The following is a 23,911-nucleotide window of genomic DNA, read 5'->3' as shown; positions in this document are numbered from 1 at the left end:
GACGATTTTATCTTGGACGTAAATCTAATTTTTGTACTTTTATTGTGTCGATGAAAATTTAAAAGGTTTTTCAGGAACAAAATGCTCCGATACTTCACCTGAAAATACTTGTCCTTTTGATATAATAAGTTTTTTTACCGGTGCTCCTTTCTTGAAATCTAAATTGGCAAGAGATATCCAAAATACATTTGGAGGGTCGTGCCTCCGTATTGCAGTTTAGAGTAAATAGTCTATAATCCTCAAACAGTAATAAGAGAGAATTATAGTTAAGGAGTTATGGCAAAAATAGATGTTAAGTGTAGATATTGTAACAACACAGAAGAAGTAATAAAGTCAGGATATTCAATTTCAAAACAACAGAGATATCAATGCAAGCGGTGTAATCGATATTTTCAATTGGAGTATATTAATAATGCATCTAAGCCTGGAGTTAAGGAGCAAATAGTAGAAATGTCAATCAACGGCTCTGGAGTTAGAGATACAGTAAGAGTATTAAAAGTGGGTATCAATACAGTTATCCGTGTTTTAAAAAAATCTAGTATTAAAAACAATAAATCATTCTATCAGTACAACAGAAGTAATTATTGCTCCTGAGATAGATGAACAATGGTCTTATGTACAGAATAAATCCAGACAACGATGGCTTTGGTATGCCTTGGATAAGATTTCGTTAAAAGTAGTTGCTTATACGTTTGGTACAAGATGTGATAGCACATTAGAATCATTACTGAAAAAACTAGAGAATTTCAAGGTGACTTTTTACTATACAGATGGATGGGGGAGTTATGCTAGGTTATTAGACCCTAAAAAGCATATTATCAGTAAAAAATACACTCAACGGATAGAACGAAGTAACTTGAACCTTAGAACGAGATGCAAGAGGCTTGCACGTAAGACAATCTGCTTTTCCAAGTCATTGGATATTCATGATAAGGTTATTGGTACTCTTATTGAACGTATAGCTTTTTAATAGGCGTAACTGCAATATGGAGGCATGACCATTATCCGCATATGTTACCTAGCAAATTAATGTTGATTAATGAATACTTTATATAAAAATAATATTATTGTAAATAAATTTACTTATATTAAAGAATAAAAATATAAGTAAAGCTTCCTTTTTACAATAGTCATTCCCACGTAGTATTGCGTGGCATCGAAATCTCTCGTCATTGCAAGGAAGGACGTAGTCCCGACGTGGCAATCTCAGGAATTTTGCTTGAGATTGCTTCGTCAATTACTTCGTAATTTCCTCGCAATGACGATGAAACAGAACCACGCAAAAATACCGTGACTGCTCGCAATGACGTTTAAGGCATATCCTCAACAATGCCTATCTTTGTTTCTGATTTTCCCTTTTAGCTTGTAATTTAGAGAGTGCAATTTCTTTTACCGCTTCTACTCTTTTTGGCTGAATGCCTTGATTTCCTTTTTGTTTTAATATGTTGCCAATTTTTATACTTTCTGCTATCAGCTTCTGTGTATCATGAATTTTATTTAAATTTTCAGGAGAAATTTTTTTCATAAAATAGTTTGAAATGTTAGATAAACCTATCTTTTCACAAAAATTTCCTACCTTGTAATATATAGTATCTTTGGAATTTAAGTTGAAAGATTTAGCATTTAATAAGTTGGTCGTGTTTTCGATATTATCCTGATATTTTAAATCTTTCTTTATACCCTCAATATCCTGCTGGGTAAGATAATTTTCTTTTTTTAGCTCTTTCATTATATTGTCGTAGAATTTTGCTACTTCTTTATCTGTTACGTTTTTAGTTGTTGCCTGTTTTGTAAAATCAACAATTAGTGATTCCAACTTTTCGCCTGTAGATTTGTCTTGTGTACGCATCGATTTTACAGGATCAGAAATTTGTACTTCTACTTTATCTTTCTTAACCTCAACTTCTGTTTCTTTCCATTTTCCTTCTAAATCTTTGCTCCATTGTTGTTCCTTGATTATTTCTTTTTTCAAGCCTATAGAAGTTTTAATTTGGTAATTATTTTCATACGCCCACTCTTTAGCATCTTTACCTTCAATTGTAATGTTATTATTTATTGCATAGAGTACCGGGTCTTTTACAGGTGAATTAGCGAAAGCCTTTAACCAACTGCCATTTTTAAATTCAGGTGAGACATTACTGAATTTTGTTACTATCTCAGCTCCTTTGGCCACTTCTTGCATATTAACAAGATTTTCTTTTATACTGCCTTTATAGTGTTTCCTCAAATCATCAAAATTGTTAATATTAGTGGATAACGCAATATTTTTTGGATCAAACCCGGCTTTTTTTAATTCATCAATTTTTTGATCAACTATTGCTTCCATCTGTTTCTCATCAAATTGACTTATCATCTGATTTAACGATTCGCTATATTTATCGATACTAAATGAGAAATTACCTGCTTTGATAGCAGCATTGTAGCCGACTCCAGGATGTGCAAACATTTCATTTGTTGATTGGATCATACTGCCAAAATCCTTATGAAATGCTAAAAAAGAGCGACCATGATCAATTTTGGTTATTGTTTTACCATCCTGCACCATTAAATTACCAGCATGATAATCTACTTCCCCCAGCATATGACAAGCAGCTATGGCTTTTTCAAATCCTTCTAGCTTTTTTAAATTTTGATCATTAGCTCTGACTCTAGTTTGATCTGATAAACCGGAAAATTCTGTTAGTGTTACAGCATTATCAAAAAATTTAGAACGTACATAAAGTGAATCAGGGTGTTTTTCATCTGCTTTTACCAGTCCTTCTTTTGGTGCTCGATCATGTAATAAAAATTGATACATGGTAGAGCCTATTAATTCTTGTACCCCGTCTCTTCGGTCAGCAATAGCCTGTTTCCGTGCCTTATTATTTTGTATTTTTTGGCATGCGGCATGAGTTTTATAAAAATGTTTTAAAATAAAAGTATTTCCTAGCTCATCTTTAGCAACATAACCAGCAGAAACTCCTGCTGCCTTTTTTCCTTTCTCCTCAAACTCAGCTTGCTGTGCCACCCTCTTATCACGTAGCATAGCATCAATTGCTTTTTTAGGGTCATTAGGATTGCTTATTTCTTCAAGTTTTCTGTAATCTGCATTATATCGGCTATCATCTAATCCAACTTGTCGTTCAATTGCCTCTTCCATAACTAAATGCTGTAAAAGAGGTGCATCGATTATTTCTCTGAATTCCCGGTGTTTATCTCCTGGAAACAAGTTTTTTATTATTGTTGTGGCTTTAGCCAAACCTCGACCATCCAAATCAGCTAATTTCATTTGACTAACATATAGACTTGCAGTAGCAGGGGATTGGTCATTAGAAAGGTCAATAGCAGATGAGGCAATGGCTTCGCAGGCTCTAGATATTTTGGCATTCAATGCTGTATCTTCTGTTTTCAAGGCTTTAAAAAGTTGCTCTTGTAATAATAATTCCTGTTGAGTTTTTTCTTTAGACATAAAATAACCTGATTATATTAACTAATGCTTCAAAAATTTATTATATAAATTAATTAATTATTATTAATTGCAGGGAAGAAAAAAATTCTAATTTACAAAATTTTTTTATTATTTTTTCTGGATTGTCGAACTAGCTTGGCATTGTTGCGTGGACCGGTAAATGCTCTTTATGTTATTCTTAGCTAAAAGCGAGAATCCAGAAAAAAGTATAAATACAGAAAATTTTTGAAATTAAAAGCTCAATTTATCTCGCTTTATGCTGGATTCCTGCTTTCGCAGGAATGACATCGGTATCCACGCAACAACGCCAACTCGCTTAGACCGTTCACAATGAGGAGTCGGTATCCATACAACAAGGCCTCGCTTTTGTGGGGAATAACATCGAGGTCTTTTTAAAAACTATTCGGTACTATAGATTTGATCGTGATATGACAATGAAAAAAACAAAGCCATAAATAAATCATGACTTTGCAAAAAGGATACCAATTAATCTCTTCTATTGCCTAAAAATCTCATTAGATATAGGAAAAGATTTATAAAATCTAAGTATAAAGTAAAGGCTGCCATAATAGAAAGCTTTTGTCCTACTTCATCGTTTCCTGCCATGTAATACATAGACTTAATCTTTTGTGTGTCCCAAGCAATTAATCCCATAAATACTACTATTCCAATAAGAGAAGTAGCAAAAGAAAGAGCTGAGCTTTTTAGAAACAAGTTGACTAATGAAGCAATGATAAGACCTATAAGACCCATTGCAAAAAATGAACCCATAGATGTTAAATCTCTACTTGTACTATAACCGTATAAACTCATTGTTCCAAAAACGGAAGAGCAAATAAAGAAAGTACGAGCTATCGAGGCACCGGTATAAATAAGAGCTAAATATGCAAGCGACATGCCGGTTAAAGCAGCATAAACCCAAAATAATACTTTTGCCGTTTGCAAGCTCATACGTCCAAAGCCCATAAAGAAATATAAAGCAATCCCAAGCGGAGCAAACATTATAATAGTGCCGAAGCCTGTTTGAAACATTAAATTATATAGCGGCTCAACAGATACGGTTGTTACAGCTGCTACACCGGTTAGTAAAAGTGCTAAAGCCATATAATTATATACTTTAAGCATGTATTTTCTTAAGCCTTCATCAAAAGTTTTATTCTTTGAGGTGGCAGTTAAAGTTTTTGTATAATCGATCATAAGTAACCTTAGGATTATGTTATTTACATAATCAAATATAGCCCTTTAAGCGCTCTTTTTCAAGCTATAATTATAAATATCTTGCATTGAATATAAAGCAGGGGATTTATCTTGCAGCCAAATAGCAGCTTTAATTGCACCAATAGCAAAAGAATTTTTATTCAAAGCTTCATGTTTTAAAGTGATTATTTCATCATCACCTAAAAAAGCTATCTCATGTATACCGTGAACATTCCCGCCACGAAATGAGGAAATACCTATTTCCTCTTTTCTTCTTAGTCTATTACCGCGATTAAATGTTATATCTAAGTCTCGTGCGTTTGCAATTGTTTCAGCAAGCATAATAGCAGTTCCTGAGGGTGAATCTTTTTTATTACGGTGATGCGTTTCTAGAATTTCAATATCGTAATCATCTAGTATTTTTGTTGCCTTTCTTGCTAAATAGCTGAGCAAATTAGCCCCGATACTCATATTTGCAGAATATAAAATAGGTAAAGTTTGAGCTGCTTTTTCTAAAAGCTTAAAATGTTGAGGCTGAAGTCCTGTGGTTCCGATTACTAATTTTGTATTATGTTTTAATGCATAATTAATTAATTTTTCTAATATTTCAGGAGTAGAAAAATCGATGATTACATCAGAATTTTTACAAAAATTATCTAAATCATCTAAATTATTAGTACTATTAAATTTTGTTGAAATTTTGCAATCTTTAAATTTATCTATTCTCTCTGTAATGGTTTTTCCCATTTTACCGGTAGAACCGCTAAGACCGATATTAATCATGTTTGATTTATTGTAAATTTGTATAAGATTTATGAAAATATAATAGAGGCTTTAAATCATTTTTAATAGCAGTATTTATTACTTCACCAATAAATATAACATGGTCACCGGCATCGTAAGAAGCATATTTAGTACATTCTATATAACAAGTTGCACCGTTTATTAAAGGACAATTGGTTTTATTGCCAAGCTCATAAGCAATTTTTGTAAATTTATTAGGTTGTGATTTAGCAAAATGTTTTGAGATATCAATTTGGTTCTCTGCTAAAATACTAACTGCGAATTTATCACTTTTCTGAAAACTGTTTATACTAAAAGAGTTTTTATTGAGGCAAAATAATATTAACGGTGGTTTTAAAGATACAGAAGTAAGAGAACTAGCAGTAAAGCCAAAAAGCTCGTTATTACAATTTGTTGTTATAATAGTCACTCCCTGGGGGAATCGACTCATAGTATCTTTAAATTGACTTTCTGTTACTGTCCCAGCCATTTTTTCATAATTTTGTTAATGGTTCCGTCTTTTTTTAATGAATCGATTGCCTCATTAATTTCATTAATTAGTCCTGAGTTTTTAGACATACCTATAGCAAAATCTGATGAAAATTCTTCTAAAGTACTGCTTTCTAAATTTGAATTATTTTCTTTTAATTTTTTGCCTTGAAATTCCTCAGAAATAATAGCATCTATGACTCTGGCTTTTAACTCTTCAACTAACATTAAATGATTTGCTAAAGAATGAACTTTAATATTCATTGTCTGTGATAGATCTTGTGCTTTTTTTTCTAAAACACTACCGAGTTGTACCCCTACTATTTTATTCTCTAGATCTTTGCTATTTTGTATATTATCGCCTGTTCTATATATTATGGCAAATCTTGCAGTAGCGTAATTATCGGAAAAGCTGATATATTCGGAACGCTCCGGTGTTACGGAAAGCTCCGCCACCGCAACATCAATATTTTCACTAACTAAAGCTGCAAGTAAACCGTTAAAGTCGAAGTTTTTTATAATAACTTTTTTATTTAGACGTTCACTTATTGCTTTTATAATATCAATATCAATCCCAACAATCTCCCCGTCTTGGATGAATTCATAAGGAGGATTATCTGCGGCAGTACCGACTATTAAAGTTTTTTCCGTTTCTTTTTTATCACAAGAAATTAGTAAGAAAGATAGTAAAAATATTTTTAGAAATTTCATAAAAATAATGTTTTAAGTTTGAGTATGTGTCATGTGCCGAATTGTCATTGCGAGGATATGCGTAGCATCGACGTGGCAATCTCAGAAGTGTTATACTATTTCATGAGATTGCCACGCTCTACTTGAGTTCGCTCGCAATGACGGGAAAACTTATCACGTGGGCAATACCTACCGGAGTAATAGCTTCAAGAATCCAGCCTATCCTTTAAAAGCTGATTCACAAGGGTTGGATTAGCCTTACCGCCGGTTTTTTTCATTACCTGGCCTACAAAGAAACCGAATAATTTATCCTTACCACTTTTATAACCCTCTACTGATTCAGGATTTTCAGCTATTACCTCGTCAATTACTGTGTTCAGCACGTTATTATCCGAAACTTGCATCAGTCCTTTTTCCTCTACTATTTTATCAGGTGCTTTACCGGTTTCAAACATAATTTCAAAAACGGTTTTTGCAATTTTACCAGAAATAGTATCATTTTCTATTAATTTTACCAGTTTTGCAAAGTTACTAGGAGTAATTTTACATTCATTTATTCCTATCGATGCTTTGTTTAATTGTCCGAACAACTCACTAGTTAGCCAATTAGTAAGCATTTTAGGGTTACATTCATTTGCTGCTTTCTCAAAATACTCAGCAACCGATTCATCGGCTACTATTACTTCGGCATCATATTTACTTAAGCCAAATTCTTTCGTATATTTTTCAATCTTTTGATCAGGCAGCTCAGGTAAGTTTGCTTTTAGTTCATTTATTAACTCATCAGAAATAACAAGCGGTAATAAATCAGGATCAGGAAAATATCTATAATCAAGTGCTTCTTCTTTTAAACGCATAGTTTTTGTTTCACCGCTATCGGCATTAAATAAGCGTGTTTCTTGAATTATTGCTTCACCGTTTTCAAGCAAATCTACTTGTCTTTTAGCTTCAAATTCTATTGCTTTAATAATATTACGAATTGAATTAATATTTTTAATTTCACATCTTGTGCCGAGTGGTTCGCCGCTACGTCTTACTGAAATATTAGCATCGCAACGCATTGAGCCTTTTTCCATATCACCGTCGCAGCTGCCGATATAACGTAGCAAATTTCTCAGCTTTTTTACAAATTCAGCAGCTTCTTCCGGTGAAGATATATCAGGTTCGGTCACAATTTCCATAAGTCCAATACCGGCACGATTTAAATCGATAAAGCTGTAATGTGGTGATTGATCATGCATAGACTTACCTGCATCCTGCTCTAAATGCAAACGGTTAATACGAATAGTTTTAAGATCGCCGGTACTAGTCGGTATTTCCATAGTTCCGTTTTGCACTATAGGATAGTAAAATTGCGAGATTTGGTAACCTTGGGGCAGATCAGCATAAAAATAATTTTTACGATCAAATACCGAATATTTATTTATTTTAGCTTTAAGCCCAAGCCCTGTTTTAATTGCTTGGTGTACACAATGCTTATTTAATACCGGTAACATTCCGGGCATTGCTGCATCAACATAGGAAACCTGCGAATTTGGACTTGCTGCAAAAATAGTACTACTTCCTGAAAAAAGCTTAGACTTTGAGGAAATTTGAGCATGGATTTCAAGCCCTATTACATATTCCCATTTCCCCGTATTACCTTCAATATATGCCATAATTAAAAACCCTTTGGCTCAAATTTAATATGTTTTACACCTGACTCAATTGTCGATGCTACTTTCAAAACATTATATTCGTCTAATTGTTTACCTATAATCTGCATCCCTAGAGGTAAACCTCGTGCCGATAATCCGGCAGGAACCGATGCACAAGGTAAACCGGCTAAACTTGCAGGAATAGTAAATAAATCGTTTAAATACATAATAGTCGGATCATTTTGTTTTTCACCGATCTTAAAAGCTTCGGTCGGTGCTGCAGGTAACAAAATGGCATCAACTTTTGCAAAAGCATTATTAAAATCGTTTGTAACTAAACGACGTACTTTTTGAGCTTTTAGATAATATGCATCCATACAACTAGATGAAAGCACATATGTTCCAATCATAATACGACGTTTTACTTCCTCCCCAAATCCGGCTGATCTAGTCATTTCGTACATTTCGTCAAGCGTCATATTTTCACGTTCTACTCGAAGACCGTATCTAACGCCGTCATATCTAGATAAATTTGAAGAAGTTTCAGCCGGTGCTATTACGTAATAAACGGCAACACCGTATTTAGCATGCGGTAGCGTAATATCAACTATTTCAGCACCGGCGTTTTTAAGTAGCTCTATGGTATCCTGCCACATTTTCATAATATCAGGTTCAATAATACCGCCTTCACCAAGGCTAAGAGGTACACCTATCTTCATATTTTTCATAGAACTTCCGATAGCGGATTGTAGTTCTGGAACTTCTGCTTTAATCGAAGTAGAATCTTTTTCATCAAACCCCATCATCGCTTCAAGCATAATGCTACTGTCTAAAACGCTTCTAGTAAATATCCCTGCTTGATCAAGTGAGCTAGCAAACGATACCATTCCGTATCTTGAGCAACGACCATATGTCGGTTTAAATCCGACTAAACCCGTAAAGCTTGCAGGTTGACGTACCGAGCCTCCAGTATCGCTACCAAGAGCAGCAGATGCCATAAACCCGCTAACTGCTGCAGCTGAACCACCTGAAGAACCGCCCGGAACTAAATCTGCATTATCATCATTTGCTTTCCAAGGGCTAATTACATTTCCAAAGCAACTAGTGATATTTGCCGAACCCATTGCAAATTCATCCATATTGGTTTTGCCGAGCATCACACCGCCTTTATCAAAAATATTTTGTGTAACGCTTGATTCATAATTAGGTATAAAATTTTTCAGTATATTAGAACATGCCGTAGTTCTAATTCCTTTCGTACAGAAAAGATCTTTAGCGGCAAATGGTATACCCTCAAGTGTTCGCTGTTGATTTTTAGCATAATTTTGATCGGCTGCTTCAGCCTGTTTTAAAGCTAAATCAAAAGTTTCGGTAACATAAGCATTTAGGTTTTTATGTTTCTCTATTTGTTTAATATGTGCATTAACTAATTCCTTACTTGTAAAATCTTTATTTTTTAGACCTTTTACACTGTCTGCTACTGTTAATTTGTTTAGTTCCATCATAATTATTCAACAACCTTTGGAGTGATAAAATATTTTACTTCTTTAGCAAGTTGAGCACTATTTCCGCTTACATTATCAAATAATTTATTTGATAAATCAGAACTTGTAACGGCGTCCTCTCGCATTCTAGCATTCATATTAGAAACCGACGTTAAAGGCTCTATATCTTTGCAATCTATTTCATTTAAAATATCAATCATATTCATAATAGTACTAAGCTGAGCAGAAAATTTTTCTACAGTATCTTCTTCAAATTTTAATCTAGCTAATTTTGCTATTTTCTGTGCTTCTTCTTTTGTAATCATAGTTTTATTATTTTGAGTGATCTGATGTTATTCCTGTGAAAGCTTGTCTGAATGGATCGATCCTGTGATTTGTGGGCTAGATCCTGGATACAGCTTGTGATACAAGATTCCACAGCCGGCTTTATTTTATTAAGTCATAAAAGCTAATTAGTTATTTTTTCTAAAACTATCTTATTATCAAAACCACCATTAACTTTCTTTTTTTGTTTTTTAATTTTTAATATATCTTTTAGTTTATAGTCGTTAATATTACAGATTGTTTCAAGTACTTCTAGTATATCAGCAACTTCTTCTATATACTCATCTTGCAAGAATTCCTCTACTTCCTCTAGTAGTTTATTTTTTAATAATTCTTTATACTCATATGATTCAGCAATATGAATAACCGGTATCCTGCCTGATTTTAAAATAATTTCTGGAATTAAATCTCTAACTAATTTTGTCATTTTATTTTGTCAGTATAGATTTAATTGATGTCATTCCCGCGAAGGCGGGAATCCAGCATAAAGCGAGATAACCTCAGCTTTTAATTTCAAAAATTTGCTGTATTTATACTTTTTTTGGATTCCCGCCTTCACGGGAATGACATCAACAAGCACACAACAAGGCTCTTCACTCCTCGAAGATTAGAATCAAACAGTCATTATCTCGTGTTCTTTTTGTTTTATTGCCGAGTCAACTTTACTACTATAATCATCGGTTAGTTTTTGTACTTGTTCAGATAAGCTATGATGCTCATCTTTTGCAATAATATTATCCTTTTCTAGCTTTTTAAGCTCTTCATTGCCGCCTCTTCTAATATTACGTAATGAAATTTTAGTATCCTCACCGTATTTATGAGCAAGCTTTACCAGTTCTTTACGTCTTTCTTCAGTTAAAGCTGGTATCGGTAGTCTGATTAATTGACCGTCCGTTGCAGGAGTTAAGCCAAGATTTGCTATAGTAATTCCTTTTTCTACCGAGGACACCATAGATTTATCCCAAACCTGCACGTTAATTGTTCGTGCATCAGGGGTGGATAGAGAAGCAACTTGTGAAAGCGGCATTTTACTCCCGTAAGCTTCCACGGTTACGCTATCAAGCAAATTAACCGAAGCTCTACCGGTACGCAAGCCTTTAAGCTCATGATCTAAAACTTTCAGAGCTTTATCCATCTTTTCTTGTAAGTTTTTCTTTAACGTTTCTGTGTCCATATTATTTTATCCGTATATTATTAATTGAGACATTGTTATGTGTATTGGGAAATACCTACAATGTCATTCCCGCGTAGGCGGGAATCCAGTAATTAAAAAGTACAAACATTTTAAGTTTTTAAAATCAAAAGCTCGATTTATCTCGCTTTATGCTGGATTCCCGCTTTTGCGGGAATGACATAAAACGAGCTATGCAACAAGATCTCCTTGCAATGACGAAAAACCGAGTCACACTACAATAATATTATTCCTCAATTGTCGTATATTCGCCTTTATCTTGTATTACTCTAGCAAAATTTCCCTGTTCTTTTATCGAAAATACTCTTATAGGTAATTTATTTTCTCTTGCAACTGCAATAGCTGCCGTATCCATGACTTGCAGGTTGTTAGTTATAACATCTTTATAGCTAATAGTGAAATATTTTTTAGCATCAGGATTTTTTTTAGGGTCGGAATCATATACGCCATCAACTTGAGTTGCCTTTAACAAAAGATCACAATTCATTTCAATTGCACGAAGTACTGCGGCACTATCAGTGGTACAGAACGGATTACCCGTGCCTCCGGCAAAAATTACTACACGCTTTTTTTCCATATGTCTTTTAGCTTTACGGCGAATATAAGGCTCGCATACGCTCATCATAGGAATAGCCGATAGAACTCTTGTATAGATACCTAAGCTTTCCATAACGTTTTGCAATGTTAAAGCATTAATCACCGTTGCGAGCATACCTATATAATCCGCTGAAGCACGATCCATACCGACAAGTGTTGCATTGATCCCTCGATAAATATTTCCGCCTCCGACTACAATAGCGACTTCTACTCCCAAATCAATGACCTCCTTAATATCGCCGCCTATCTTTTTTATTACCTCATATTCATGTCCAAATTGCTTGTCTCCCATTAAAGCTTCCCCTGAAACTTTGAGCAAAACTTTTTTATACTTTAGAGCGTTTATATCTGATAACATTTTCTACTTCAAGTTGTTTTTAATATTTGCTTAATTTTTTTAATCATTCTACCTCTTTGTAGGTCGGTAATCGATGATTTATTGAGTGCATGTACTAATAGCATATTATTATTTATATCAAGTGTTACCGTACCGGGTGTTAATGTAATCGAGTTACTATAAATTACTTCACCGATTTCTTCTAGCCCTTCTGCGTCAATCCATTCAAAAACCGGCTCTATTTCTATCTTTCTTTGCCAAATTATTTTGATAACCGAGAAAGCAGATTTCCATATTTCTAATAATAACCAAGGAAAATATAATATAAATTTAATTTTAGTGAGCATTAACATTTCCGGTTAATTTGATATTTGAAGTAAAAGGTATTAGTAGCATTATAAATACAAATAACAGCCCTATCATATTAAATATATTATTTATTGCAATTACAAAAGCATCATTATTTAATTTGTTTGCTAATAACAAATAGGATGCTTTTTCAGGATTAAGGACTTTCCCGCTTAATAATTCAGTGTAAGAATCTAGTTGTTCTAATGCCATTATAGAAGTAGACGAGATATTTTCCGATAAATATTGCATAAAGATTTTAGTATCATTAGTAAGTATAGTACTGATTACCGCAAGTCCTACAGCTCCTCCTAAATTACGAGTAAGATTATAAAGCCCGCTAGCGTTACCTACTCTTTCTTTTGGCATATTGCCAAGAGCTATATTATTAGTCGGTATAAAACAAAACATTAATGAAAGCCCTCTAACAAATTGAGGAAGCACAAAGGCAGCAAATTTAGAATCAGGTGTTAGAAAACTATTCAAATGACATCCAAGAGCAAACCCTCCAAGCCCTATAATAAGCATCAGGCGTAAATCTACCCCTAGCCCTAACATTCTACCGGCGAGCGGTGCAGATAAAAATTGTGCTCCGCCCGTCACCATCATAGTAGCCCCGATTTGTAATGTATCATATCCGGCAATAGTAAAGAGAAATAGCGGTAATATATATACTGCTCCGTATAATCCGATACCCATAACGAACGAATAAAGGCAACCAAAAGTAAAGTCTTTATAAAGGAATGTTTTTAAATCTAAAATTGGATTAATAAAGGTTAGTTCTCTAATGATTAATAAAACAAAACCTAAAGCTACTGCAATACTTAAGAATAGTATTAAATTATCCTCAAGCCAACCTTTTTTGTTTCCTTCTTCTAAAACATATTGTAATAAGCCGAGCGTTAAAGCCATTAATAATATACCGAGAAAATCAAAATTTTTCAGTAATTTATAATTTGGTTTATCAAAATCCCCATATAAAAATACTACCGTGCATACGAAAATACCAGGTATGACGTTTAATAAAAACATAAAATGCCATGATAAAATCTCTGTAATATATCCACCGAGTGTAGGTCCTAAAGTAGGGGCAACAGTTACGACAAGTCCAATTAAGATAGTAACGGTAGGACGTTGTGATGCAGGAAAAATTATAAAAACGGTACTAAATACCGTCGGTATCATAGCACCACCAAAAAATCCTTGTAATGCTCTAAAGATAATCATTGATTCAATATTAGATGCGAGCGAACATAATACGCTCATAACCGTAAATCCTAGAGCTGCAATAAAATAAGAAATTCTGGTAGAAAGTAACCTTGCTAAAAAGCCGGTAATAGGAATAATGATAACTTCAGCTATTAAGTAAGATGTTTGAACCCAAGAAAGCTCATCGCTTGATGCAGCAAGACCTGCAGCTATTACGGATAATGAGCTAGCGACAATCTGAATATCAAGTACCGACATAAACATCCCGACAACCATACCAAAAAAAGCAAATAATTGCTTTTTAGAAAGAGCAGGCGGTTGTAAATTATCATTTGACATAATTAAATTATACAGTTTAAATTAAATAAAGTTAATAAGTGAAATAAAAATATATGTTTAAAATAAAAAATTGTTGTACAACTTTTAATTTTTAATTAAACTATTTATTAGGATATAAGTAGACAAGACCTAATATATGGTAATCATTTTATTTATATTTAGCAAATAATAAATATGTGATTGATTTATTAAAAAATATTTACTATAATATTAACATTTATTAACTATAATTGATTTATCAATATGCAAAATCCAGCACAAAAAGTTATATCTTTTTCAGAGCATAAATCTGATATAGAACGCATAAAGAAATCAATAGAAGAAGGGTGGGCAATAGTAAAGCTAGTACCTAATAAAGACCGTTTTATCGGACTTTTAGAAAAGATTTCGCATGCTGAAGATGAAACAATCTATATTCCTCCAAGAAAAAAGATAATAGTTAATTAACACGAATAGCGAATTATTACATAATCTGCTATTCGACTTAAGAAGTTGAATATAAAAGTGCAATAAAACAATATTCAATGATTTAAGGCTTGTATTTCTTTTAAATAAGGTGATTTTGCTTTTTTTAAATAAGGTATTACTCTTTCTCTTAGTTCAGGTATCATAATTGCTATGTTAACTAAAAGTTCTTTAACATCAATATGGATAACTCCTTTCTTTGATGTTAAAAATTTTTTTATAAAAGGTAATATAATATCGAAATTTATTTTTTGAAATCTAGTTACTATATAACTAAGCCCTTGAAAAGAAGTGTCATATATTTTTTCGCTTTCTTCTTTTTGAAAAAAATATAAACAAACCTCTAATGCTTCATTATAATCTAAAGAATTTTGGCAGAAACTTAAAATAAATTCTATTTTTTCTTTTTCATTCTTTAGGTTATTTATTAAATTTTTATCAGTAAATACCTGCAACTCTTTTTGAGTAAAAAAATCAATGCCATTTTTAATATATTCTAAATAGATTTTTTTTTGACCTAATTATATAAGCGGCGATTGTTTCTAAAGTATCAATAGTTTCATATTTTATTCGTTTACTTTCACTTCTCAAATTCTTAAATAAGATAGGTAATATCAATTTATCTTCAATATTGCTAAATCTACGAACCGCAATGTCTAAAGCTTGAATGGCTGCAGCCTGCAATAATTCTTCAGGATTCCTCAAATTTTTGATAATACAATCCATTGCTTCATCATAATTCTCATAATGCCCTACATTTATTATATAGTAGAAAGATTTTTCCCATTCTGGAAGATTAATCACATTAGGTTGTTTTTTAAACTCTTCTTCATTAACTATCATAACTAATGTTCTTATTTATAATTTTACCATTATATGTTAATAACTATTCTTTATATTTTTCAGGTAATCTAGCTTGAATCAATTTTTCAAAACTTTTTATTGTTTCTAAGTTAGTAGGTACTTTCATTTCTCTTATTTTTATCATTATTAGTATTTTAAGTTATTTTCCTGGATACCGTGAAGGGAGCACGGTATGACACGAATGCGTTGTTCTACACATTATTAGTGTATCAGGTTCTACCTGTCTATCACAAAATAGGACTATAATTTTATTTAGAAAATGGTGCCAATGTGGGGATTTGAACCCCAGACCTACGCATTACGAATGCGCCGCTCTACCAGCTGAGCTACATCGGCAAGGCTGAGATATGTCATTTCTGTGAGGTATTGCCCGCGTGGACTGGTTTTCCGTCATTGCGAGAAGAATTACGTAGTAATTAGACGAAGCAATCCAGCAAAAAATTCTGTAAATCAGAATTTTTTTAATTATTTTTTGGATTGGAACAATGCTACGCTCCTCGCAATGACGATTTGGCATCCATGCAACAACGCAGACAAGTCACGAGGTGACAATGAAGCATTTTTATAAATGCGTTGAAAATCTTAAATGGAAATGCTGCGTATCGTCATATTTCTTCTTTTTAACCGGGAAACCCCAATCCATTCTGATCGGTGCAAAACGTGTTACCCAAATAAAGCCGAAACCAACGGAAGCTCTAAGCGATTTATCGTTATAAAAACCGTTTGGAGTTTGATATTGTTTCTTATTTAGAGCTACTCCCCATACGCTTCCTAAATCCATAAATACTGCACCTGTTAAATTAAACTCTTCAGGTACAGGTGTTGGGAAATTAAGCTCTGTTGAGAATGTATAATATCGCTCACCGCCAAGTCCTTCATTAGTGACCTTTTCACGAGGTCCTACACCACCGCTTGCAAAGCCTCTTAAACTATAATCACCTAAATTAAAGCGATCGGAAATTCTAATAATTTTTCCTCCAAGCCCTGCAATATCACCACCGGAAGCAGATAATTTTAAAGTAAGTTTGTTATGTATGAAAGATTTATAATATTTACCGTCAACTTCATGTTTTATATATTTGTTATCACCTCCAACGCCGGCAAATTCTTGGGTGCCGCTTACTAAATAACCGTTCTTTGGAACAATTTTGCTATCGGTCTGATCATAAGTAATAGTATGTCCTATAGCGGAAGTAATGAATCTTCCCATTTGTTCATTTAAGTATATTGAGCTTGATGGACTCGGTGCACTTAAAATATCACGTTTAATTAAATAATCTACTTCGTGACCTAAATCCTCTTTGATTTCATAACCAAGAGAAGTTTTAACCCCTATAGAGTGTTGTTTATAGCTTTGATCAGTTGTATTTAATACACTAGCACCGCGTCCGGTATAGTTTTTAAACGCATTTACGCCAAGTGATAAATCACGATCTAAAAAGTGTGGTTCGGTAATACCGCCGTAATAGCTTGTACTGTTTTTACTTACTTGTACACCGGCATTAAGTAGTTTACCGGTACCGACTAAATTACGCTCTAAGAAAGAGAAACGCCCGAATAAACCGCCGGCAGTATTATATCCTAAATCAAAACCTATAGAGGAAGTAGATTTTTCATCAACTTCAACGTTAACATCATATTTATCTTTAGCTTTAGTCGGAGCTAAGCTAATTGCTACTTTCTCAAAATAATCTAAATTTCTAAGGTTACGCTCACCTTTTTCAATATATGAACGGTTAATTATGTCACCTTCTTCTGTTTTAAATTCTCTTCTTATAACATGGTCTTCGGTTTTAAGATTATTAATAATATTAATTTTATTAATATAAACCTTATCGGCTTTCTCAATAATAAATTTAATATCTGCAGTATGATTAGCATTTTTCATTATATCCGGATAAACATTTACCGCAGGGTAACCGTTTGCTGTAAAATATTCTCCGATTTTTTCAGCTATATCATCAACCGTTTTCATATTGAAAACCTTGCCTTGCTTAATATTAACAATTTTATTAAGCGGTGTTATATTTATATTAGTTAATTTATTATCTATCGTAACATTACCGAAGCTATATTTTTCTCCCTCTTCAATGGAATAGGTAAGGGTGAAATATTCTTTAGTATTATTGAGTTCTGCCGATGCCGAAATTACTCTAAAATCTGCAAAACCTACAGATTGATAAAACTCTCTCAGTAATTCTTTATCATATTCCACTCTATCAGGATCGTAAGTATCGTTACTTTCTAAAAAACGAAACCAACGAGATTCTTTAGTTAAAACAACGGATTTAAGTTCTGAATCACTATAATTTTCATTACCGCTAAAATAAATATATTTAATACCGGTTTTTGGTCCTTCTGCTATATCAAAAATAACCTTAACTCTGTTGTTTTCTAAATTTTCGATTTTAGGTGTTACTGTAGTAGCAAAACGTCCGCTACGTTTATAAATTTCCAATATTTTCTTTACATCTAATTCGATTTTAGCTTGGCTAAGAGATTCACCAGACATTGTATAAATTTCTTTAGCGAGCATATTAGTTTTGATTTTAGAATTACCGCTAAATACCACGCTACTTATAAAAGGCGTTTCAGTAACGTTAACTATTAAATTACCCTCATTTGTTATATGTATATTTATATTTCTAAAAAGTGAGGTGGCATATAAATTTTTTATTGCTTCATCTTCTTTAGAATTATTATAGGCTTCTCCTACCTTAAGTTTTAAATAGCTCTCAATAGTAGAACGCTCAACCCTATGGTTACCTTCGATAGTTATTTTACGAATTACAGAGTCAGCTAATGAAATATGATAATAAAAAATCGTTAATAATAAAATTGTTAACTTACTAATTGATCTGATTTTCACCTAAAACCTTCTTTAAGATTTAAATATTAACCGTCATTGCGAGCAGCCATAGGCTGCGTGGCAATCTCATGAAATAATAACAAACTCCTGAGATTGCTTCGTCAATTACTTTGTAATTTCCTCGCAATGACGATTTTTGAACCATGCAACAACGTCTCCTCGAAATGACGACAAAGAATGCATTTAAACATAATTAATGTACTCCACTATAGTAGATAATATAAACGAGAGCAAGCAAATCTATAATTTAGGAAAATAAATTTTGTATATCGTTAGAAACAGAGATTATAATAAGAAAAATTATTATTGCCGCTCCTAATTGTAATAAAATATTTTTAGTTTTAGGATTCGGTAATCTACCGGTAATTGCTTCATAGAGTATAAATATCAAATGTCCGCCGTCAAGTACCGGTATAGGTAGTAAGTTAAGTAATCCTAAATTAACGGAAAGCATTGCTATAAATAATAGATACATTTGGGTTCCACCAGCTATAGATTTTCCTGACTCTTTAGCGATAGCTACTGGTCCTCCTATCTCATCGAATGAACGTTTTCCTACAATCATTTGCGATATTGCTTTTAGAGTTAAAGCAGACATATCTATAGTAGTATTAATAGCTTCCCAAAATCCTCCTAAAATTCCTATTTTAGTATGAATAGGTTCATTTTTAGCTATAATACCGATGCGAAGAGTTTTCTTAACTTTCTTTTCTTCGGGAGGCGATATAATGATTTCTTGAGGCATTATATTAACGGTAAATTCTTCACTTTTTCTTTCTATAGTTAAAGTAGAAGAGCTAAAGCCGTTAATTAATATCTCTCTCTGTACGTCCCCAAAATCTTTAACAGATTTATCGTTAACCTTAACAATTTTATCTCCTTCTCTTAAGTCTGCTCTCGCTGCTGGTGATGAAGCTACTACATCACCTATTATAGGAGGAATCTCTGTTTTTCCAAAGTAACAATAAAAGCCTGCAAATATTATTACGGCAAGCAAATAATTAATTAACGGACCTGCCGCAACTATTAAAAAACGTTCTAAACAAGATTTAGCATAAAAAGCTACTTTTTCGTTAACTTCTTTAGTCTTATCCATAAGGCTGCGATCATAGCCGTAAATCTTGACATAGCCCCCAAGCGGTATAAGACAAATCTTCCACCTAACTCCTCTTGTATCAGTAATGCCTATTAGTTCTTTACCGAAACCTATAGAGAATTCTTCAACTTTTACATTAAAATATCTAGCAATACAATAATGCCCAAATTCATGGATAAATACCAAGATGCTGATGGTTATAATAAATCCGATTATAGACAACATAAAAATTTTATAAGTTTACTAATAAATTATTTTAAGGTATAAATTGCAAGATTATAGATATCATTTCGTTGTTGTGAGTGATATTGTTGTGGGAATCCCTTTCCACGTCATTGCGAGAAAATTACGAAGTAATTGACGAAGCAATCTCAGGATATTTGACGAGATTGCCACGCCAGCCTACGGCTGCTCGCAATGACGATTTGGTATCCACGCAAGTAATACTCACTCGCAATGACGAAAATTAAATTTTAAATTTCTTTTCTCTATGAGTTCAAATAAAATTAATAAAAAGTCGATTGCACGTATTGCAGCAGTGCAAGCTATTTATCAAAACATATTGCAAAATAACGACGATATGGATGATATCATGCAAAATGTACTTTCTTTTTATCAAAATAATAATTCTACAACAGATTTACCTGAGAATTTAAAAATATCATTAAGTATAAGTCATTTTAAAATGCTGGTAAAGTCAGTATTTGAAAATATTAATAAACTAGACGAAATTATCGACAATCATTTAACAAATGATAAAGATCCTGCACATATGCCGATCTTACTCCGAGCTTTATTGCGGGTTAGTATATGTGAGCTATTATTTTGCCCTACTACTCCTGCTAAAGTAGTAATCAACGAATATACGGACATAGCAAATGATATGTTAAATGAACATGAGATTGGTTTTGTGAATTCAATATTAGACAAAATAGCTCAAGAAAATAATAAAATTTCATGACAAATAATTTAAGCGGTTATAGAAATAAATTCGTTAGAGTTAAGACTTCTAAAAAACGTACCGTCTCTTCTAGTAATTGGCTTAGACGCCAATTAAACGATCCGTATGTTGCAAAAGCACGTCTTGAAGGCTTTAGGTCGAGAGCTGCATATAAACTACTTGAAATCCATGAAAAATTTAAACTTTTTCATCCTAACATGAAAATTGTTGATCTAGGAGCAGCTCCTGGGGGGTGGAGTCAAGTAGCTTCCAAGCTTATTAAAGCTTCGGATAATAGCCTAAATAATAAAATAATCTCTATCGATTTGTTAGAAATCGAACCTATTGCCAGAGTTGAGTTTTTTCAAAAAGATTTTTTTGAAGAAAATACGGAAGAATTAATTATTCAGGCTTTAGACGGTAAAGCTGATATAGTAATGAGTGATATGGCATCAAATACCATAGGTCATAAAGCTACAGACCATATAAGAACCTTACTTTTATGTGAGCAAGCTTTTGAATTTGCTTTAAAAGTATTAAAACCCTCCGGTCATTTTATTGCTAAAATTTTTCGTGGCGGTGCAGAAAACGAATTGTTAAATAAAGTGAAACGTGAATTTAGGACAGTAAAACATTTTAAACCTTCATCCAGCCGCAGCGAATCTACGGAAATCTATTTAGTTGCTCTAAATAAGAAATAACATATATAAATTTACTATATATATGTTATTTTTTTATTTAACATACTAGATGATAACCACTTATATCTCCTGTTGTTTTGACTTCCTGAGCGTATTCTTGACTGCAGCTTTGAAAATTATTATATATCCCAACTAAATTAGCTCCGGTTTCAGTTTCAACTATTTGATTATATAAATTATTTTTTAAATTTAGAGTATTTTTAGCATATTTTTGTGTTCCTGCTTCCCAATCATCTACGATTAAAGTAATATTCTGTTTCAAATCAGAAAAATTAACAAGTCCATGTTTACTGATTCCGGCTATTATTTCCTCAAAGCCTTCGACTATTCCATTAATTCCTAAGTATTTTGTAACTTTTTGTTTGGCAAAATTATATAAATATGATGCCCATTCTTCTGATTGTGATAGTCCTATTTTTTTACCAGGAAGTACCATTGTTGTTTTTCCCAAATGCTTATTAGTAATATTAATAAGATTATGTTTTGCATTATATATCTTGGAATGGGTAGCTAATTCTTCTATTGGAGTTGTTACTTTTCCGGTAAATAAATTTTTTTCTATGCCTCTTTCAATTATCGGTTTTGAGCCAGGGCTGTCAAAAGTTGTAGATTTATTAAAATGTAAGTTGCGAGAATGTATTTCTACTGAAGTTAAATCTGCAGTTATTGCTCCAAGTGAATGACCGCTAGTATTAAAAATATATTCTGTGGCTTTACTTAAGCCGCCTAATTTGTTAATTACTTCATTAACAAATTCTTGAAGCGGAGTTAGTTTAGTAGGTAAATAATGAAGAGCGATAAGTAAGTCGTCTAGTAAATCATATATATTGAATTTTGTACCGGCACTAGCAATATGAACTTCTTTAGTTTCTTTATTTATAAATGCAACAGCTTTATAACCATATTTAGCAGTGTTGATATAATCACATGAAGCAGTCAGTATTTCCCAGCCGCTATCTGTTAATTGTTCATTGACCTTTGATGCTTCTAGATTATAAACATTTAAATCATCTGTTTTATATGCGAGGTCTAACCCTATATAAGCAAGTTTTTTAGTGCTAATATGTTTAGAATTTTTGTGCTTAGACATATCTACCTCTTTTTTATCACTATTACCATAAAATATGGTTTTTTCTAAAAAATGTCAAGTATTAACATTAATTAACTTGTTATTAAATAAAAGTTGACATTTGATTACCTTTATTATATAGTGCATTTGCGTTATATTTAAAAACCATGAAACATGGTAACTTAAACAAGGAGATAAACTATGTTTACATTATTAGGTCGTGCCTCCGTATTGCAGTTTAGAGTAAATAGTCTATAATCCTCAAACAGTAATAAGAGAGAATTATAGTTAAGGAGTTATGGCAAAAATAGATGTTAAGTGTAGATATTGTAACAACACAGAAGAAGTAATAAAGTCAGGATATTCAATTTCAAAACAACAGAGATATCAATGCAAGCGGTGTAATCGATATTTTCAATTGGAGTATATTAATAATGCATCTAAGCCTGGAGTTAAGGAGCAAATAGTAGAAATGTCAATCAACGGCTCTGGAGTTAGAGATACAGTAAGAGTATTAAAAGCGGGTATCAATACAGTTATCCGTGTTTTAAAAAAATCTAGTATTAAAAACAATAAATCATTCTATCAGTACAACAGAAGTAATTATTGCTCCTGAGATAGATGAACAATGGTCTTATGTACAGAATAAATCCAGACAACGATGGCTTTGGTATGCCTTGGATAAGATTTCGTTAAAAGTAGTTGCTTATACGTTTGGTACAAGATGTGATAGCACATTAGAATCATTACTGAAAAAACTAGAGAATTTCAAGGTGACTTTTTACTATACAGATGGATGGGGGAGTTATGCTAGGTTATTAGACCCTAAAAAGCATATTATCAGTAAAAAATACACTCAACGGATAGAACGAAGTAACTTGAACCTTAGAACGAGATGCAAGAGGCTTGCACGTAAGACAATCTGCTTTTCCAAGTCATTGGATATTCATGATAAGGTTATTGGTACTCTTATTGAACGTATAGCTTTTTAATAGGCGTAACTGCAATATGGAGGCATGACCCCTAGTAACTAAATACAAAATTTTCTAAAGAGTAAGATTATAGATCTATAATCTTACTCTTTTTTATTTAATAACCTCTTTAGCTCTCTTTTCAAAAGCTATAATCATTTTTTCGGTTGCTTTGGTAAAATAAGTACCAATTAATTTATCCAGTATTACGGATTTCATTTTAAAATCAATAAAGAATTTTAATTCAGTTCCTGCCGTGCATGGAACAAATTGCCAAGTACTTTTTAAATATTCAAAAGGCCCTGAAATAGCTACCGTATTAATCAAATATATTCCATCATCTGTTATTTCGCTTGTAACTCGTGAGTTATATTTTTCTGAAAAGCCTTTTAACTGAATTACTAACTCAGCAATGATCTCATATTTATCTTCTGAAATGATTCTAGAAGCAGAACACCAAGGCAAGAATTTAGGATAAGATTTGACGTCCCAGACCAAATCAAACAATTCTTGCGGTTTATAGAGTAAAATTTTTGTTTGCTGGAAAAAAGCCATCAGAAGTCAGTTACTTTACCTTTATGCTGCCAATCACCGTATCTTGTCGGTTCTAGACCTTTAACGCCGCCGATTTCTTTTTCTTTTGGCAATTTTTCTTCTTCTGATATATTGTCTTTTTTATTATCCATAATTAACACTCCTGCGAAGTGAAGAGTTGATATACGAAGATCAACTTGGAAAAGAGCAAGGAGTCTGTAAGCCGAGGAGCGGAGCGTATAATAAACGTTCAGCATCCGAGGACTTATAAAGACGACGTAGCCAATTTTTCAAGTTCATCGAGTAT

Annotated in this window: 24 protein-coding genes, 1 tRNA gene and 4 pseudogenes; 7 read left to right on the top strand and 22 right to left on the bottom strand. The window is 32.8% G+C overall.

Going from position 1 to position 23,911, the window contains the following annotated elements; all coding sequences use genetic code 11:
* Nucleotides 1-31 precede the first annotated feature (31 nt).
* Together ACNFN7_RS04940 and ACNFN7_RS04935 are read left to right on the top strand one after the other, a co-directional pair.
* Nucleotides 32-220, top strand: coding sequence for a hypothetical protein (locus ACNFN7_RS04940; RefSeq protein WP_485441082.1), 189 nt, complete (start codon nt 32-34; stop codon nt 218-220).
* A 56-nt stretch (nt 221-276) separates the two neighbouring features.
* Nucleotides 277-970 (top strand): annotated as a pseudogene (locus tag ACNFN7_RS04935) (IS1 family transposase).
* 363 nt (nt 971-1,333) lie between these two features.
* Here the strand turns inward: ACNFN7_RS04935 and risK1 are convergent.
* From risK1 to ACNFN7_RS04870, 13 genes and pseudogenes are all read right to left on the bottom strand, one after another.
* Entirely contained in the window at nt 1,334-3,448 is a 2,115-nt protein-coding gene (gene risK1, locus ACNFN7_RS04930) for a T4SS effector phosphatidylinositol 3-Kinase RisK1 (RefSeq protein WP_485441081.1), read from the bottom strand.
* A gap of 486 nt (nt 3,449-3,934) precedes the next feature.
* Nucleotides 3,935-4,645: a Bax inhibitor-1/YccA family protein gene (locus ACNFN7_RS04925; RefSeq protein WP_485441080.1), complete on the bottom strand. Its 711-nt coding sequence runs from the start codon at nt 4,643-4,645 to the stop codon at nt 3,935-3,937.
* A 45-nt stretch (nt 4,646-4,690) separates the two neighbouring features.
* Nucleotides 4,691-5,428 carry a 4-hydroxy-tetrahydrodipicolinate reductase gene (dapB, locus tag ACNFN7_RS04920; protein ID WP_485441079.1) on the bottom strand — a complete coding sequence of 246 codons (738 nt, stop codon included), beginning with the start codon at nt 5,426-5,428 and terminating at the stop codon, nt 4,691-4,693.
* A gap of 7 nt (nt 5,429-5,435) precedes the next feature.
* Complete coding sequence (locus ACNFN7_RS04915) at nt 5,436-5,918, bottom strand: flavin reductase family protein (RefSeq protein ID WP_485441078.1); 483 nt, start codon at nt 5,916-5,918, stop codon at nt 5,436-5,438.
* Nucleotides 5,903-6,628 (bottom strand): ABC transporter substrate-binding protein, encoded by a 726-nt coding sequence (locus tag ACNFN7_RS04910; RefSeq protein ID WP_485441077.1) that lies wholly within the window; start codon nt 6,626-6,628, stop codon nt 5,903-5,905. The genes ACNFN7_RS04915 and ACNFN7_RS04910 overlap by 16 nt, the downstream gene beginning before the upstream one ends.
* A gap of 185 nt (nt 6,629-6,813) precedes the next feature.
* Nucleotides 6,814-8,265: an Asp-tRNA(Asn)/Glu-tRNA(Gln) amidotransferase subunit GatB gene (gatB, locus tag ACNFN7_RS04905; protein ID WP_485441076.1), complete on the bottom strand. Its 1,452-nt coding sequence runs from the start codon at nt 8,263-8,265 to the stop codon at nt 6,814-6,816.
* Between the two features lie 2 nt (nt 8,266-8,267).
* Nucleotides 8,268-9,749, bottom strand: a complete 1,482-nt coding sequence (gene gatA, locus ACNFN7_RS04900) for an Asp-tRNA(Asn)/Glu-tRNA(Gln) amidotransferase subunit GatA (RefSeq protein WP_485441075.1) — start codon at nt 9,747-9,749, stop codon at nt 8,268-8,270.
* Between the two features lie 2 nt (nt 9,750-9,751).
* A complete protein-coding gene (gene gatC, locus ACNFN7_RS04895) occupies nt 9,752-10,054 on the bottom strand; it encodes an Asp-tRNA(Asn)/Glu-tRNA(Gln) amidotransferase subunit GatC (protein WP_041077478.1) in 303 nt (100 codons plus the stop codon).
* Nucleotides 10,055-10,338: 284 nt separating this feature from the next.
* Nucleotides 10,339-10,500 (bottom strand): annotated as a pseudogene (locus ACNFN7_RS04890) (nucleoside triphosphate pyrophosphohydrolase family protein); the annotation flags it as partial.
* A 186-nt stretch (nt 10,501-10,686) separates the two neighbouring features.
* Nucleotides 10,687-11,247, bottom strand: coding sequence for a ribosome recycling factor (frr, locus tag ACNFN7_RS04885; protein WP_485441074.1), 561 nt, complete (start codon nt 11,245-11,247; stop codon nt 10,687-10,689).
* A gap of 244 nt (nt 11,248-11,491) precedes the next feature.
* Complete coding sequence (gene pyrH / locus ACNFN7_RS04880; protein WP_485441073.1) at nt 11,492-12,220, bottom strand: UMP kinase; 729 nt, start codon at nt 12,218-12,220, stop codon at nt 11,492-11,494.
* Between the two features lie 8 nt (nt 12,221-12,228).
* A complete protein-coding gene (locus ACNFN7_RS04875) occupies nt 12,229-12,552 on the bottom strand; it encodes a monovalent cation/H+ antiporter subunit E (protein ID WP_410527880.1) in 324 nt (107 codons plus the stop codon).
* On the bottom strand, nt 12,536-14,095 hold the full coding sequence (locus ACNFN7_RS04870) for a DHA2 family efflux MFS transporter permease subunit (protein ID WP_485441072.1): 1,560 nt from the start codon (nt 14,093-14,095) through the stop codon (nt 12,536-12,538). Before ACNFN7_RS04870 ends, ACNFN7_RS04875 begins: the two co-directional genes overlap by 17 nt.
* Nucleotides 14,096-14,338: 243 nt before the next feature.
* On the opposite strand from ACNFN7_RS04870, the gene ACNFN7_RS04865 reads away from it, so the two are divergent.
* The gene (locus ACNFN7_RS04865; protein WP_011271433.1) at nt 14,339-14,542 is read left to right on the top strand and encodes a DUF2674 domain-containing protein; all 204 of its coding nucleotides are present in this window, start codon (nt 14,339-14,341) and stop codon (nt 14,540-14,542) included.
* A 74-nt stretch (nt 14,543-14,616) separates the two neighbouring features.
* Here ACNFN7_RS04865 and ACNFN7_RS04860 read toward each other — a convergent pair whose 3' ends face one another.
* The 6 genes from ACNFN7_RS04860 to rseP all read right to left on the bottom strand — a co-directional run bounded on the left by ACNFN7_RS04860 (nt 14,617) and on the right by rseP (nt 19,614).
* Entirely contained in the window at nt 14,617-15,015 is a 399-nt protein-coding gene (locus ACNFN7_RS04860) for a hypothetical protein (RefSeq protein WP_485441071.1), read from the bottom strand.
* 31 nt (nt 15,016-15,046) lie between these two features.
* On the bottom strand, nt 15,047-15,403 hold the full coding sequence (locus ACNFN7_RS04855) for a HEAT repeat domain-containing protein (RefSeq protein ID WP_485441070.1): 357 nt from the start codon (nt 15,401-15,403) through the stop codon (nt 15,047-15,049).
* Nucleotides 15,404-15,684: 281 nt separating this feature from the next.
* Nucleotides 15,685-15,760: transfer RNA gene (locus tag ACNFN7_RS04850), tRNA-Thr, on the bottom strand.
* A 226-nt stretch (nt 15,761-15,986) separates the two neighbouring features.
* Nucleotides 15,987-18,293, bottom strand: a complete 2,307-nt coding sequence (gene bamA / locus ACNFN7_RS04845) for an outer membrane protein assembly factor BamA (RefSeq protein ID WP_485441069.1) — start codon at nt 18,291-18,293, stop codon at nt 15,987-15,989.
* A 19-nt stretch (nt 18,294-18,312) separates the two neighbouring features.
* Entirely contained in the window at nt 18,313-18,438 is a 126-nt protein-coding gene (locus tag ACNFN7_RS04840; protein ID WP_081427785.1) for an RND transporter, read from the bottom strand.
* A 102-nt stretch (nt 18,439-18,540) separates the two neighbouring features.
* Complete coding sequence (gene rseP, locus ACNFN7_RS04835; RefSeq protein WP_011271430.1) at nt 18,541-19,614, bottom strand: RIP metalloprotease RseP; 1,074 nt, start codon at nt 19,612-19,614, stop codon at nt 18,541-18,543.
* Nucleotides 19,615-19,697: 83 nt separating this feature from the next.
* On the opposite strand from rseP, the gene ACNFN7_RS04830 reads away from it, so the two are divergent.
* The 3 genes from ACNFN7_RS04830 to ACNFN7_RS04820 are packed head-to-tail and all read left to right on the top strand — an operon-like array spanning nt 19,698 to nt 21,030.
* Nucleotides 19,698-19,859 carry a hypothetical protein gene (locus ACNFN7_RS04830; RefSeq protein WP_485441258.1) on the top strand — a complete coding sequence of 54 codons (162 nt, stop codon included), beginning with the start codon at nt 19,698-19,700 and terminating at the stop codon, nt 19,857-19,859.
* Nucleotides 19,860-19,879: 20 nt separating this feature from the next.
* Nucleotides 19,880-20,350, top strand: coding sequence for a transcription antitermination factor NusB (gene nusB, locus ACNFN7_RS04825; protein ID WP_485441068.1), 471 nt, complete (start codon nt 19,880-19,882; stop codon nt 20,348-20,350).
* A complete protein-coding gene (locus tag ACNFN7_RS04820; protein WP_485441067.1) occupies nt 20,347-21,030 on the top strand; it encodes an RlmE family RNA methyltransferase in 684 nt (227 codons plus the stop codon). The genes nusB and ACNFN7_RS04820 overlap by 4 nt, the downstream gene beginning before the upstream one ends.
* 37 nt (nt 21,031-21,067) lie before the next feature.
* Here the strand turns inward: ACNFN7_RS04820 and rlip are convergent, their stop codons facing one another.
* Entirely contained in the window at nt 21,068-22,120 is a 1,053-nt protein-coding gene (gene rlip, locus ACNFN7_RS04815; protein WP_485441066.1) for a secreted effector lipase Rlip, read from the bottom strand.
* A 277-nt stretch (nt 22,121-22,397) separates the two neighbouring features.
* Here rlip and ACNFN7_RS04810 point away from each other — a divergent pair.
* Nucleotides 22,398-23,091, top strand: a pseudogene (locus ACNFN7_RS04810) (IS1 family transposase).
* Nucleotides 23,092-23,184: 93 nt separating this feature from the next.
* Here the strand turns inward: ACNFN7_RS04810 and ACNFN7_RS04805 are convergent.
* Together ACNFN7_RS04805 and ACNFN7_RS04800 are read right to left on the bottom strand one after the other, a co-directional pair.
* Nucleotides 23,185-23,625 carry a type II toxin-antitoxin system RatA family toxin gene (locus ACNFN7_RS04805; RefSeq protein ID WP_485441065.1) on the bottom strand — a complete coding sequence of 147 codons (441 nt, stop codon included), beginning with the start codon at nt 23,623-23,625 and terminating at the stop codon, nt 23,185-23,187.
* Nucleotides 23,625-23,904, bottom strand: a pseudogene (locus ACNFN7_RS04800) (DUF1674 domain-containing protein). Before ACNFN7_RS04800 ends, ACNFN7_RS04805 begins: the two are co-directional and overlap by 1 nt.
* Between the last annotated feature and the right edge of the window lie 7 nt (nt 23,905-23,911).

Source organism: Rickettsia sp. MAE-05 (genome assembly GCF_057319745.1).
This window is presented reverse-complemented; position numbering and strand designations above follow the sequence as displayed.